13 protein-coding genes are annotated in these 12,792 nt (G+C 67.3%); 8 read left to right on the top strand and 5 right to left on the bottom strand.

Annotated features, from left to right (window positions below):
• Positions 1–112: 112 nt before the first annotated feature.
• Together ABT115_RS30250 and ABT115_RS30245 are read right to left on the bottom strand one after the other, a co-directional pair.
• Entirely contained in the window at positions 113–886 is a 774-nt protein-coding gene (locus tag ABT115_RS30250; protein WP_351796536.1) for a hypothetical protein, read from the bottom strand.
• Positions 883–1,371: a SigE family RNA polymerase sigma factor gene (locus tag ABT115_RS30245; protein ID WP_351796533.1), complete on the bottom strand. Its 489-nt coding sequence runs from the start codon at positions 1,369–1,371 to the stop codon at positions 883–885. The genes ABT115_RS30250 and ABT115_RS30245 overlap by 4 nt, the downstream gene beginning before the upstream one ends.
• A 246-nt stretch (positions 1,372–1,617) precedes the next feature.
• Here ABT115_RS30245 and ABT115_RS30240 point away from each other — a divergent pair, with 246 nt between their 5' ends.
• On the top strand, positions 1,618–2,247 hold the full coding sequence (locus tag ABT115_RS30240) for a CGNR zinc finger domain-containing protein (RefSeq protein WP_351796531.1): 630 nt from the start codon (positions 1,618–1,620) through the stop codon (positions 2,245–2,247).
• On the opposite strand, the gene sodX is transcribed toward ABT115_RS30240, so the two are convergent.
• Positions 2,151–2,609 (bottom strand): nickel-type superoxide dismutase maturation protease, encoded by a 459-nt coding sequence (sodX, locus tag ABT115_RS30235; RefSeq protein ID WP_351796528.1) that lies wholly within the window; start codon positions 2,607–2,609, stop codon positions 2,151–2,153. The genes ABT115_RS30240 and sodX overlap by 97 nt on opposite strands.
• A 179-nt stretch (positions 2,610–2,788) precedes the next feature.
• Between sodX and sodN the strand changes: the two genes are divergently transcribed.
• Positions 2,789–3,184 (top strand): superoxide dismutase, Ni, encoded by a 396-nt coding sequence (gene sodN, locus ABT115_RS30230; protein ID WP_351796525.1) that lies wholly within the window; start codon positions 2,789–2,791, stop codon positions 3,182–3,184.
• A gap of 132 nt (positions 3,185–3,316) precedes the next feature.
• Here the strand turns inward: sodN and ABT115_RS30225 are convergent, their stop codons facing one another.
• Both ABT115_RS30225 and ABT115_RS30220 read right to left on the bottom strand, forming a co-directional pair.
• A complete protein-coding gene (locus ABT115_RS30225) occupies positions 3,317–4,822 on the bottom strand; it encodes a long-chain-fatty-acid--CoA ligase (RefSeq protein WP_351796522.1) in 1,506 nt (501 codons plus the stop codon).
• Positions 4,819–5,937 carry a TauD/TfdA family dioxygenase gene (locus ABT115_RS30220; RefSeq protein ID WP_351796519.1) on the bottom strand — a complete coding sequence of 373 codons (1,119 nt, stop codon included), beginning with the start codon at positions 5,935–5,937 and terminating at the stop codon, positions 4,819–4,821. Before ABT115_RS30220 ends, ABT115_RS30225 begins: the two co-directional genes overlap by 4 nt.
• A gap of 359 nt (positions 5,938–6,296) precedes the next feature.
• Between ABT115_RS30220 and ABT115_RS30215 the strand changes: the two genes are divergently transcribed.
• The 6 genes from ABT115_RS30215 (at position 6,297) to ABT115_RS30190 (ending at position 12,711) form a co-directional block, all read left to right on the top strand.
• Complete coding sequence (locus ABT115_RS30215) at positions 6,297–7,319, top strand: AraC family transcriptional regulator (RefSeq protein WP_351796516.1); 1,023 nt, start codon at positions 6,297–6,299, stop codon at positions 7,317–7,319.
• 337 nt (positions 7,320–7,656) lie between these two features.
• On the top strand, positions 7,657–8,709 hold the full coding sequence (locus ABT115_RS30210; RefSeq protein ID WP_351796514.1) for a beta-keto acid cleavage family enzyme: 1,053 nt from the start codon (positions 7,657–7,659) through the stop codon (positions 8,707–8,709).
• 171 nt (positions 8,710–8,880) lie between these two features.
• Positions 8,881–9,852: a quinone oxidoreductase family protein gene (locus ABT115_RS30205; RefSeq protein WP_351796511.1), complete on the top strand. Its 972-nt coding sequence runs from the start codon at positions 8,881–8,883 to the stop codon at positions 9,850–9,852.
• 39 nt (positions 9,853–9,891) lie between these two features.
• A complete protein-coding gene (locus ABT115_RS30200; protein WP_351796508.1) occupies positions 9,892–10,809 on the top strand; it encodes a TauD/TfdA dioxygenase family protein in 918 nt (305 codons plus the stop codon).
• A gap of 31 nt (positions 10,810–10,840) precedes the next feature.
• Positions 10,841–12,166: an MFS transporter gene (locus ABT115_RS30195; RefSeq protein WP_351796505.1), complete on the top strand. Its 1,326-nt coding sequence runs from the start codon at positions 10,841–10,843 to the stop codon at positions 12,164–12,166.
• Positions 12,167–12,168: 2 nt separating this feature from the next.
• A complete protein-coding gene (locus ABT115_RS30190) occupies positions 12,169–12,711 on the top strand; it encodes an RBBP9/YdeN family alpha/beta hydrolase (RefSeq protein ID WP_351796502.1) in 543 nt (180 codons plus the stop codon).
• The last annotated feature ends 81 nt before the right edge of the window (positions 12,712–12,792 follow it).

Raw genomic sequence — 12,792 nt, 5'->3', positions numbered from 1 at the left:
TTTCGTTGTCTTTCTTTGGTGTGGTGGGCCTTGGGGGGGGGGGGGACGGCCCGGGGCGCCCCCCCCCCCCCCTCCTCCTCGTTTCCCTGCTCCTGCGCCTCGCTCCCGTCGTCTACTTCTTCGGCAGCAGCTCCGGGCTGAGCATCAGGGTCCGCAGCTGGGCGCGGGTGAGCGGCGGGGTCTTGAGGAGCGGGCCCTGCGCGCTGTCGTCGTCCTTGAGACCGGTGCTGTTACGGACGTGCAGCAGCCCGCCGTCCTTCAGGGTGAGCAGGGCCTTGAGCTCGGGCCCCCACAGGGGTGCGCCCTCGTAATTTTCCATCGTGTCGCTCGAGATGGTCAGGACCCGCCCGTCCGGGAGTTCTTCGCGCACGCAGTCCGCCGGGCGCGGCTCACCGTTGGTCGGATTGCACAGGTCCGCGGCCGGATCGAATCCGTCGGCCTGCTCGGCGACGGTCTTGCCGTCCATCTGGTCGATGGTGAGGTAGCCGACGCCGCCGTCCCTGCGGACGGCGTACTCTCCGTCCAGCGGCCCCACCGGGTGATACTTGGCCTGCTCCGGTGTGGCCTTCTTGATGACGACCGGGAGCGAGACCTGTTCGACGCTCCCCACGCCCTCGGGCAGCAGCCGGGCCAGCTCCTTGCCCTTGCCGCTGTCACCGGCGAGCTCGACCGAGGCCGCCACCGACGACTCCTGCGGCTTCGCCCCCGGGGGGAAGCCCGGCAGCGCGACCATCCCGGCGGCGGCCACCGCGAGTGCCGCGGCCGATACGCCGGCCCGGCGTCGCAGGCGCACCCTGGCTGCCCTGGCGTAGACCGCCTGGGTGGACACAGCCGGCTGCCCCGCGTCCTCTGCGACCCGCCCCAGCAGTTCACGAACGTCGTTCATACGAATTCCTCCACCATCTCGGCGCGCAGCGCCGCCAATCCCCGAGCCGTGTGGCTCTTGACCGTGTTCTCCCGCATCCCGAGCAGCTCGGCCGTGGCCTCCACGCTCATGTCCTCCCAGTAGCGCAACACCAGTACGGCCCGCTGCCTGGCCGTGAGCCGGGCCAGGGCCGCCCGCACCGCGAGGCCGGTGTCCGTGTCGGGCGCATGGCTCGCGCGGTCGGGCATTTCGCCGTACGACTGTTCGCGGCGCCAGAACCGGCGACGGGCTGCGATGTAGGTGTTGACCAGGGTCTTGCGTGCGTACGCTTCGATGTTGTCGAGCCGCCCGTACCGCCGTCCGCCGAGCACCACTTTGACCAGCGTCGACTGGACCAGGTCCTCGGCCTCGTGCCGGTCGCCGCACAGCAGATACGCGCTGTGGAACAACGCGGTACGTCTGCCCTCGACGAAGGCATGCAGCGCGGCATCGGCATCGATCCGCATCGTCAGGACCCCTCTCCGGGTCCGCGGGTGCGGACCGTCTCACCCTTCCAGTGCGGCGGGACGCACAGCGGGTTGCGGCAGAGGCCCAAAAAAATAGAAGAGACGGTACGGACCCCGGCCCGTACCGCCTCTTGCGCATGCTGCCGCTACTTCACAACGAGGAACCTCCCTGTAATACCCTGGTACCAGAAAAGCCCATTACCTCGTTCGTCGATCGACTCCAGACCGGCGCCGTAAGGACTACAAGTGGAACTGGCCTATTACTCGGACTATGCCGTGCGTCTGGTCAACACAGAGGAGCCGGCCCGCAACAAGGACTCCCTCACCTCCGTCGAGGCGGTCCGCGAGCTGTTCGGCGTCAACCAACAGGCGGCCCGGCGGGCGGCCGATGCGGATGTGACCCGCTTCCGGTCCGTACGGGCACGGCTGCGCGCGGTCTTCGAAGCGGCTGACGGCGGTGACGAGACACTCGCCGTCGACCTGCTCAACTCACTGCTGCTGGAGTTCCCGGTCAGCCCGCAGATCTCCGGGCACGATCTCCGCGACGAGGACGGCAAGCCGGACTGGCACATGCACCTCGCCGATCACCCATCGAACGCGACGGCTGGGTACGCCGCCATAGCGGCGATGGGCCTCGCCTTCCATCTCACCTCGTACGGTGTGGACCGGCTCGGCATCTGCGAGGCGGCGCCGTGCCGCAACGCCTACCTCGACACCTCGACCAACCGCTCCCGCCGCTACTGCTCGGACCGCTGCGCGACCCGCGCCAACGTGGCCGCCTACCGGGCCCGCAAGCGCCTGGAGACGGAACGCGCCGCCGACACCGGCCGCAGCGCGGAAGCCGCCCAGGCCGCCACATCCCGCAACGACCGCTGATCCTTCTTCAGCGGCCGGTAGCGCGCCCGGACTCGGGCCAGGACGAGTTCCTCGGGCACCGTCCCGTAATCCGTGCTGTCACCGCCTGCGAAGGTGTTGTCGGCCAGCACCCACCAACCGCCCCGACGGCGCTCGACTGCCCGCTTGACGATCAGCAGATCCTGCTGGAACGGATGCCGAAGAATCACCACGTCCCCGGGGCGCACCGTCGCCCCGTACTGCACGAGCAGCCAGTCCCCGTGATGGAGCGTGGGCACCATCGACGGCCCCGTCACCTCCACCACCTGGAACGGCACACGCGCAGTCGACCCTCGCCCAGACTGCCCCTGCGTCAGCTCAGGCAACTCCGGCACCTCCCGCATCTCTCCGGCGCCTCACCGGTCCGTCCAGTACACCGTCCTGCACAGCGTTCCGTACATTCGGCCACTGGGCCCATCCTCACCCTGGACTTTTGGCCTAAGCCGATGGGGGCACCCGCTAAAACCCGCTTCTCACGGAGTAATGTCCCACCTGAGAAGACGATCACGAGGAAGGAAGCTAAATGCTTTCCCGCCTGTTTGCCCCCAAGGTAAAGGTCAGCGCCCACTGCGACCTGCCCTGCGGCGTGTACGACCCGGCCCAGGCCCGCATCGAGGCGGAGTCCGTCAAGGCCATCCAGGAGAAGTACCAGGCCAACGAGGACCCGCACTTCCGGGCCCGCGCGGTGGTCATCAAGGAGCAGCGTGCCGAGCTCGCGAAGCACCACATCTCGGTGCTGTGGAGCGACTACTTCAAGCCCCCGCACTTCGAGAAGTACCCGGAGCTGCACCAGTTGGTCAACGACGCGCTGAAGGCGCTGTCGGCCGCGAAGGCGTCCACGGACCCGGCGACGGGCCAGAAGGCGCTGGACTACATCGCCCAGATCGACAAGATCTTCTGGGAGACCAAGAAGGCTTGATCTCCCCCTAGGTGGCCTGACCTGCACTTTCGCGGGTCGCGCCACCTAGCTGTCCGCACCCGGTCCGCAGGCCGCCGAGCACGGCGTCCATGACGGCCCGGGTGCGGTTCTCCGGGCTCCGATGCGCTTGGCTCAGGCCTCGGGTGCCTCCGGCTTGACGACGATCTCACGCTTGAGGATCTTGCCCGTTGCCCCCTTGGGCAGTGCGTCGGTGAACGTAACGATCCTCGGGTACTTGTAGGCGGCCACCCGCTGCTTGACGTAGTCGCGCACATGGTCGGCCGAAGTCTGTGTACCGGGTCGGAGTGTCACTACGGCGGCCACCTCCTCCCCGTGGACCTCGTGCGGCACCCCGACAACGGCGGCTTCGGCCACGGCCGGGTGCTCGTAGAGCACCTCCTCGATCTCGCGCGGGTAGACGTTGTATCCGCCGCGGATGATGAGGTCCTTCTTCCGGTCGACGATGAAGTAGTAGCCGTCCTCGTCGACACGGGCGAGGTCACCGCTGTGGAACCACCCGTCCCGGATGGCTTCCGCAGTCGCATCCGGGCGGTTCCAATAGCCCTTCATCACGTTTTCGCCGCGGATCGCGATCTCGCCGACTTCGCCCGGGCCGACCGCGGTGCCATCGTCCGCGACGAGCCTGAGCTCGACTCCGCGGACGGGGAGACCGATCGAACCGGCCTTACGCGGCCGGTCCGGGGCGTTGAACGCGGCGACCGGCGAAGTCTCCGAGAGCCCGTATCCCTCCAGCACAGTGACATTGAATTCCCGCTCGAAGGCGTGCAGCACCTCGACCGGCAGGGAGGCTCCACCGGAAACGGCCACGCGCAGGGGTGAGAGGTCCAAGCCGTCCCGGGGCCCGGCCTGGAGCAGGGCGGTGTACATCGTGGGGACACCCACGAAGACCGTAACCCTGTCCTGGTGCATGCTCTTCAGCGCCTTGGCCGGCTCGAACCGCGGCAGGAGGGTCAGGGTGGCGCCCGCAGCGACGGCGGCGTTGAGAGCACAGGTCTGCCCGAAGGCATGGAACAGCGGCAGCCCCCCGAACAGTACGTCGTTCGGCCCGACGCACAGCAGCGTCTCGGCCGCGGTGGCCGCGTTGGTCATCAGGTTGCGGTGAGTCAGCTCGGCACCCTTCGGGGTCCCTGTCGTGCCCGAGGTGTAGAGGATCACGGCGGTGTCGTTCTCCGCCCGGTCGACGACCTCGAACGTCGGTTCGGTGGCCTCCAACAGGGCGTCGAAGGCCACCGGGTCCGTGACCAGGCATTCGACCCCGACCTCTGTCGAGGCCTTCGCGGCTTCGTCCGCGCACAGCGGGGACGCCAACACGATCCGGGACTCGGAATCCCGGAGCGTGAACGACATTTCTCGCGCCTTCAACAGCGGATTCATGGGCACCACTACGGCGCCGGCACGGAGGATGCCGTAGTACGCGACCGGGAAGTAGGTGACGTTGGGCATGGCCAATGCCACGCGATCGCCCGGCTGGATACCCCTGGCCTGCAGCAGTGCGGCTATCCGGGCGCTGGCGTCGTTCAATCGGGCATAGGTGAGAACGGTCTCTTCCTGACGGACGGCGACCCGGCCGCCGTCCGCCCAGGCTGCTTCCGTCAGAAGTGTGGCCAGGTTGTTCACGGTTTCCCCTTTGATCTGTGCTGGTCGCAGCCATCGATGGCTGCGCGGTCCGGCCGGGCTTGCGCAGTTCTGTGTGCGATCACGTCACGGGGCGTGATCCCCCCGCGGCCGGGTCCGGCGTCGGGGCTTTGCAGATCCCCCCAGAAGTCCGGTGTCAGCGCACGCCCCTGATGCGGAGTCAGCCACAGCCTCAACATATGGCGTTTCAGCTCGGGCTCGTCAAAGTCCTCGTACTCCGTACGGGAATGCAGAACCACGTGGTTGTTCAGCAGCAGCAGGTCCCCGACCTCGAAGTCGACGTCGAGCCGCATCTCTGGAGCACCTGCCAGTTCGTCGATGAGGTCGAACAGCTCCACGTCCGCCCGCTCCAGGCGGGGAACGTCGGGGAAGCGCTGAGCGGACTCGAGGTAACGGCGGTTGTAGCGCATGCTGAGTCTGCCCGCGGACCAGGACGCCAGCGGAAGCGCGTAGTACGGGCGCTCACCAGGGGCGTGTTCCTCCCGGCGGTCGAGGAAATGGGTTCGGTACAGGCGCTCGACCAGGTCGGGCCGCCGCGCCAGGAGCGCGTTGTAGACCGCCGCGGAGCTGACCACGGAGATACGCCCACCGGAGCGGGCTGCTCGCAGGCCCAACAGCCCGAGAACATCGGATCCGTCGGTGTGGAACGGCAGCATCTGTCTGGTCTGATAGCCACGCGTTGCGAAGTCGGACAGGGTGCGACCGGTGTCCCGGACGTGGCCGAGCATGTGGCCCGCCGCGTTCTGCGACACCGGGACACCCAGGTGTTGCCCCAGTCCCCAGAAAATGGTGCTTGCCCCGGCCTGGCTGTAACGCTCGACCGGAATGCGTTTGACGAGTACGAAGCCGCGTCCGTTCTCCAGCACGTCGGCGATGCGTTCCAACTCCCCCGCCAAGGTCGGCAGTGGAAAGTCGCCGCCGCTCACCTTCAACAACGGAACATCCAGCCTACGCACTGCGCGCAGGGCCGCCTCGAGCTCGTCAATCTGCGCCGGTGAGAGCCGCAGGACCCACTCGTCACAGTCCGCCAGGTCCATGCCCTTCCATACGGCTGGTCCGGTGCAGGGCCGGTGCAGCACGTTGGTCTCGCTCGTCATGGTGGCCTCCCCGGGGTCATGCCTCCGCCCAGCCGGAGTCGCCTTCGGCTCATCGCCGACTGCGGCCCGGAATACGCGCGAACGACCCGTCTCCTTTCGCCGCGGAAGAATCCCACGGATTTGGTACAGAAACTCTGGGTCATTGATCCGCACGGGAATTCCGTACCGAATTTCCAGGGCTGGTCAACGGTTGAACTGTTTGCCATGGTGTTCTCCGCCGGATTTCTGATCTGCCGGTACGCGGATCCATGCGGCGCGCTCCATCGCAGTGCTGCCACGCTAGGTCACGGCCTGGGTCAGCGCTTGACCTCACGTGACACATGACCTAACACTTCGGGACAGAGCCCCCTGGAGAGCCCATGAAGCCCCTTGTCCGCAATGCGGCACTGAGCAGCTACGTCGAGGTCAGCCAGTCCCCCGGCGTCGACCCGCAGGCACTGATGAAGCGTGTGGGCCTGGACCCCGTCGGTCTCGTGGTCCAGGACAGATGGATCTCCGGTGCGGCCGTGATCCAGCTGCTCGAGCTCTCGGCGGCGGCCTCACACCGCGAGGACTTCGGTCTGCTCCTCGCCGAGCGCCGCCGCTTCTCCAATCTCGGCCCCATCAGCCTGGTCATACGCGAGGAGCCCGACGTCCGCAGCGCGATCGAGCTTCTGGTCCGGCATGAGTACATGTACAACGAAATGCTCCGAAGCCGGCTCTCCGAGGCGAGCGGCCTGGCCACCCTCAAGGTGAGCCTGGAGCTGGGTGAGGCCATGGCGGCCCGCCAGGCCACAGAGCTGGCCGTCGGTGCGTTCCACCAGGTCCTGCGCAGCTTCCTCGGTGCGCGGTGGCAGCCCGCGTCCGTGTGTTTCACGCACGGCGCTCCGGCGGACACCAGGACCCACCGGCGCATCTTCGGCCCTGTAGTGGAATTCGACCAGGAATTCAACGGGATCGTCTTCCAAACCAGCGATCTCGATGCTCTCAACCCCATGTCCGACCCGCTTCTACGGACCTACGCCCGGCAGTACTTCGAGTCGATCGCGGTGTCGAGGGACACCACCGCGCTGGGCCGCGTGCGCGAGCTGATCGAAGTCCTGCTGCCGACCGGGCGCTGCTCCATCGAGCAGGTCGCAGGCAGCCTCGGCGTCGACCGGAGGACCGTCCACCGGCACCTGTCGGCCTCGGGCGAGACCTTCTCCTCCCTCCTCAATGCGACGCGTACCCAGCTCGCGGAGCAGTTCGTGGCGAACCCGCGCCGCTCATTGACCGAGATCTCCGGGCTGTTGGGATTCTCCGCACCGAGTGCCTTCTCCCGCTGGTTCAGCGAGCGGTTCGGCTGCAGCCCCAGCCAGTGGCGCACCCAAAGGACCAGGCAGCAGGCTCTCGCCGAGGAATGACACCGGCGTTCACCTGCTACGAGCCTCGCGGCCGGGGCACGCGGCCGACCAGGTCCCCAATTGATAAGTCTGGTGTCGCCTACGGTTAAGCGTCCGACGTAACAGAGCCTTAACGTGGCATTACCGCAAGGGAGTTCGTCGGCCAACGAGGACGGGCAGGGACCCTGCCCGAAGCCGCGTCTCCCTCCGGGACCCATTGATCATATCCGGGTTGCCCAACGGTCACGGCATCCCGTCTGCGATCCCCACTCCACTCCTCCCCAATCCACTCAGGCTTCGCATGGCAGGCAGCGATGGGTGCAGCGAGTGAAGCCCCGACCTCAAAGGAGATGGACCCGTGCAGTTCTTCGACGACTCCCTGTATCCGGAGAACCAGGAGAAGCTGGTCATCCAGGCCGCGCCCTACGGGCCGGAGTGGCTGCCCGGTGACGCCGACGACATCCCGCTCACCATGGACGAGCACGTGCAGGCGGCGGTCGACTGTTACAACGCCGGCGCCACGGTGCTGCACATCCACGTGCGCGAACTGGACGGCCACGGCTCCAAGCGCATGTCCATGTTCAACGAGCTGATGGGCCGGCTGCGCGAGGCCGTGCCGGACATGGTCCTCCAGATCGGCGGGTCGATCTCCTTCGCCCCCGAGGACGAGGGTGCCGACGCCAAGTGGCTCAGCTACGACACCCGCCACATGCTGGCGGAGATCACCCCCAGGCCGGACCAGGTGACGATCGCGATCAACACCAACCAGATGAACATCGTCGAGATCTTCGACGACGAGGACATCGAGGGCACCTCGATCGCCAAGCCGGGGTACTACCAGGCCTACCGGGACATGGTGGTCGAGGCCGGCCCGGATTTCTACCTGGAGCACCTCAAGCGGCTGCGCGCCAACGACATCCAGCCGCACTTCCAACTCGCCAACATGGCACAGCTGGAGACCGTGGAGCGGCTGATCCGCAAGGGCAACTACTGCGGGCCGATGGTGCTCAACTACGTGGCCATCGGCGGCGGTTTCGCCGGCCGGCACCCGGCCGACCTGATCGAGTTCATCCGCCGTGTCCCGGACGGCGCCGTACTCACCATCGAGGCATCCATGCGTGCGGTGGCGCCGATGAACGCGGTCGGTATCGCTCTGGGCGCGCACGTGCGGGTGGGTAACGAGGACAACCTGTGGCGGGGCAAGGGCGAGCGGATGTCCTCCGTGGAGCAGGTCGAACAGATGGTCAAGATCGCTGACGCGATCGGCCGGGAGGTCGCCACCGGGCCGGAGGCGAAGAAGATCTACAAGATCGGCGAATGGTACGCCGACACCGACCAGACCCTGGCCCAGCTCGGCATGGCACCCAACCGCCGCCCCGGTCAGCGCGGCTTCATGCTGCGCGACGTCTAAAACGTGCTTTGAAAGTCCCGTCCGCCCGCGGCCAGACGGGACTTTCGAAACACACCCCAGAGCTGACCCGACCCCACGAGCAGCGGTCGCGGGACGGACACGGCATCCAGTCCCAGCCGATCGGCGCCGCCCGCGACCGCCACCCCCACACACGAACCAACGGAGCACGTCATGGCACACGCTATTCGCTTCCACGAAACCGGTGACCCCGGCGTCATGCGGTGGGAAGAGGTCGCCGTCGGCGACCCGGGCCCGGGCGAGGTGCGCATCCGGCACGTCGCCGTCGGACTCAACTTCGCCGACACCTACTTCCGTTCCGGCCTGTACCCGGCCCCGCTGCCCGCGGGACTCGGCGTCGAGGCCTCGGGTGTGATCGAGGCCGTGGGCGAGGGCGTGACGCACGTCGCCGAGGGTGACCGTGTGACCTACACCGGCAGCCCGCTCGGTGCTTACAGCACGGAGCGGATCATGCCTGCGGACTCGCTGATCAAACTGCCGGACGAGATCAGCTGCGAGACCGCCGCCGCGATGACCATGCGCGGCCTCACCTCGGCCTACCTGCTACGCCGCATCCACCCGCTGAAGTCCGGCGACACCGTACTCCTCCACGCAGCCGCGGGTGGCGTCGGACTGATCTTCTCCCAGTGGGCGAAGCTGCTCGGCATCACCGTGATCGGCACGGTCTCCAACGAGGAGAAGGCCAAGATCGCCCAGGCCCACGGCTGCGATCACATCATCTACTACCGGCGCGAGAACGTGGCCGAGCGGGTACGCGAGCTGACCGACGGCAAGGGCGTCCCGGTCGTCTTCGACAGCATCGGCAAGGACACCGTCGCCGGATCCATGGCCTCGCTGCAACGCCGCGGCCTGCTGGTGTGCTTCGGCACCGCCTCCGGAGTCCCGCCGCTCGACGCCATGCAACTCGCCATCCACGGCTCGCTGTACGTGACGCGGCCCGCGCTCGCCGACTACATCGCCGAGCCGGCGGAACGGGACGCCCTGGCCGGTGAGCTGTTCGACCACGTCGCGTCCGGACGCATCACGGTCCAGATCAATCAGCGCTACGCACTTGAGGACGCGGTACAGGCACACCGCGATCTGGAAGCGGGCCGGACCACCGGGTCTTCCGTCTTCGTCCTCTGAGCACGCCGTGCCCCCCACGTCACCCCCAGGAGTGAGCACATGCCTCAAACCGTCAGCCCGAGGGAAGCCACACCCGCCCTGGTGCGCCCGGGCGTCCTGCGCACCTCGATCAGGGTTGAGCCGCTGACCTGCACCATCGGTGCAGAGCTCTTCGATGTGAACCTCGGCGACGCCTCCCGCGACGAAGAACTGCTCGCCGAAATCAAGGCGTTGCTGCTGCAGTACAAGGTCCTGTTCCTGCGGGACCAGGACATCACCCACGCCGAGCACGTCGCCTTCGCCTCACGCTTCGGCCCGCTGGAGGACCACCCCGTGGTCGGCAGCGACCCGGACCACCCGGGGCTGGTGCGTATCTACAAGGACCTGACCAGCAAGCCCGAGCACTACGAGAACGCACTCCACTGCGACGCGACCTGGCGGGAATGCCCGCCCATGGGAGCCGTGTTGCGCTGCGTGGAGACGCCCGAGGTGGGCGGCGACACGATCTGGGTCAACATGGCCGAGGCGTACCGCAGGCTGCCTGAGCACGTCAAGACGCAGATCGCGGACCTGCGCGCACGGCACAGCATCGAGGCCACCTTCGGCGCCGTCATGCCCATGGAGCAGCGCCACCAGCTGAAGGCCCGGTTCCCGGACCCGGAGCACCCGGTGGTACGCACCCATCCCGAGACCGGCGAGAAGATCCTCTTCGTCAACGCCTTCACCACACACTTCGCGAACTACCACACGCCCGAGAACGTGCGATTCGGCCAGGACTACGCGCCCGGAGCGGGCAACCTGCTGGCCTACCTGATCAGCCAGGCGGCCGTCCCCGAGTACCAGGTGCGCTGGCGCTGGCAGAAGAACAGCTTCGCCATCTGGGACAACCGCTCCACACAGCACTATGCCGTTCAGGACTACTGGCCCGCCGTCCGCAAGATGGAGCGTGCGGGAATCGTCGGCGACAGACCCTTCTGAGCCTTGACCAGAGACGAGAAAGGTGACGCCGATGGCACTTCACACTGCCGGCACCACGGTGCCGGAAACGTCTCCCGCTGTTCCGGCTGTCTCCCGCAGGTATGCCTGGTTGGTGTTCGCCCTTGGTTTCGGGCTTCTGCTGTCCGACTACTTGTCGCGGCAGGTTCTCAACGCCGTCTTTCCGCTGCTGAAGGCGGAGTGGCTGTTATCGGACTCCCAACTGGGCTCCCTCAGCGGCATCGTGGCGTTGATGGTCGGTCTGCTCACGTTCCCTCTTTCGCTCCTGGCGGACCGCTGGGGCAGAGTCAAGAGCCTCGTCATCGCTGCGACAGTGTGGAGTCTGGCGACGTTGGGCTGCGCGCTGTCGGCGAGCTACGGCCAGATGTTCCTGGGCCGATTCATAGTCGGTGTGGGTGAGGCGGCCTACGGGAGCGTCGGTATCGCTGTGGTCCTCAGCGTCTTTCCCGTCCGGCTGCGGGCCACGCTCTCCGGAGCGTTCATCGCGGGTGGGTCGTTCGGATCCGTGCTGGGCGTATCGGTCGGCGGTGTCGTCGCCCAGCACCTGGGCTGGCGCTGGGCCTTCGGCGTGATGGGGATCTTCGGGCTGGTACTGGCCGCGGTCTACGGCCTCGTGGTCACGGAGAAGAGGCTGGGTTCAGCAACCGGAGCCACTGCCGCCGCATCCGGCGAACGGAAACCGGTCCGGACCCTGCTGCCGCGGCTGTTCTCCTCGGTCTCGGTGGTCTGCGCCTACATAGGCAGCGGGCTGCAGATGTTCATTGCGATGGCCCTGCTCGCCTGGATGCCCAGCTTCCTCAACCGCTACTACTCCATGCCTTCCGCGGAGGCCGGGCTGACTGCCGGCGTCTTCGCACTGATTACCGGAGTCGGCATGATCGGCGGAGGGATGGCTTCGGACCGGCTCAGCCGCAGGGTTGCGGCCCGGAAGTGGACCGTTGCGATCACCTGCAGCTTCGGGTCACTCGTGCTGCTGACGGCGGGATTCCAGCTGCCGACCGGTCCGCTGCAGCTCGTGGTGATCGGCGCCGGGACGCTGCTGTGCTGCGCCACGGCCGGCCCGGCGGCAGCCATGGTGGCGAATCTGACCCCTTCCGCGATCGCGGCGACGGCCTTCGCCACACTCACCCTCGCCAACAGCCTGCTCGGGCTTGCCCCGGGGCCCACACTGACAGGCGTGCTCGCAGACCACATGGGCCTGCTCGGGGCGCTGCAGGTGATCCCGCTTGTCGCGGTCGCGGGCGGTGCGGCTTTCGCCGTCGGCAAATGCTTCTACGAGAAAGATCTGCGCCGCCTGGGTCTGCTTCCCGATGCGGCCCTCAAGAACCTGGAGCTGTAGTCATGCACCCTGCCACACCACCGACGGTCGTGATCGTCCCCGGACTGCGCGATCACGTGCCGGAGCATTGGCAGACGATCCTCGCGAACAAGACCGCCGACGTCCGTGTGATTCCGCCGTTGACCAATGACAGGATCAGTTGCGGCGCTCAGGTCGCCGCCTTGGAAGGGGTGCTGTCGGACATCTCCGGGCCGGTCGTGCTGGTCGCCCATAGCGCCGGCGTGATGACCACCGTGCACTGGGCGCAACGCCACCGGCGTCCGGTCAAAGGGGCGCTGCTGGCGACGCCCCCCGACTTCGACACCCCGATGCCGGAGGGCTACCCCACCCTGGAAGCCCTGAGCGAGAACGGCTGGATGCCTGTGCCACGGACGCCCTTGCCCTTCCCCAGCATCGTCGCGGCGAGCACGAACGATCCCCTGGCCGATTTCGATCGCGTTACCGATCTCGCCCGGACGTGGGGCAGTCGCCTCGAGAACCTCGGCCCGGTCGGTCACCTCAACCCTGCCTCCGGTTACGGCGAATGGCCTCAGCTTGACGTTTAAGGTGCTTGATCCTTTCCCGCGTTCCGCCGGGTGTTCGTTTGGGGTGGTTTGCCCACATGGTGGTGGGGTGCGGGGCGTCGG

It is taken from the genome of Streptomyces sp. NPDC001832 (assembly GCF_040297265.1).
In the GTDB taxonomy this organism is placed as follows: Bacteria; Actinomycetota; Actinomycetes; order Streptomycetales; family Streptomycetaceae; genus Streptomyces.
Note: the sequence above shows the minus strand (reverse complement) of the source record. Positions and strands in the feature narration are given on the sequence as shown.

What these genes read in the sequence shown, in the direction of transcription:
- ABT115_RS30250 (WP_351796536.1), bottom strand. Translation starts at nt 886, where the DNA reads ATGAACGACGTTCGTGAACTGCTGGGGCGGGTCGCAGAGGACGCGGGG.
- ABT115_RS30205 (WP_351796511.1), top strand. Translation starts at nt 8,881, where the DNA reads ATGGCACACGCTATTCGCTTCCACGAAACCGGTGACCCCGGCGTCATG.
- sodN (WP_351796525.1), top strand. Translation starts at nt 2,789, where the DNA reads ATGCTTTCCCGCCTGTTTGCCCCCAAGGTAAAGGTCAGCGCCCACTGC.
- ABT115_RS30245 (WP_351796533.1), bottom strand. Translation starts at nt 1,371, where the DNA reads ATGCGGATCGATGCCGATGCCGCGCTGCATGCCTTCGTCGAGGGCAGA.
- ABT115_RS30220 (WP_351796519.1), bottom strand. Translation starts at nt 5,937, where the DNA reads ATGACGAGCGAGACCAACGTGCTGCACCGGCCCTGCACCGGACCAGCC.
- ABT115_RS30190 (WP_351796502.1), top strand. Translation starts at nt 12,169, where the DNA reads ATGCACCCTGCCACACCACCGACGGTCGTGATCGTCCCCGGACTGCGC.
- ABT115_RS30200 (WP_351796508.1), top strand. Translation starts at nt 9,892, where the DNA reads ATGCCTCAAACCGTCAGCCCGAGGGAAGCCACACCCGCCCTGGTGCGC.
- sodX (WP_351796528.1), bottom strand. Translation starts at nt 2,609, where the DNA reads ATGCGGGAGGTGCCGGAGTTGCCTGAGCTGACGCAGGGGCAGTCTGGG.
- ABT115_RS30215 (WP_351796516.1), top strand. Translation starts at nt 6,297, where the DNA reads ATGAAGCCCCTTGTCCGCAATGCGGCACTGAGCAGCTACGTCGAGGTC.
- ABT115_RS30195 (WP_351796505.1), top strand. Translation starts at nt 10,841, where the DNA reads ATGGCACTTCACACTGCCGGCACCACGGTGCCGGAAACGTCTCCCGCT.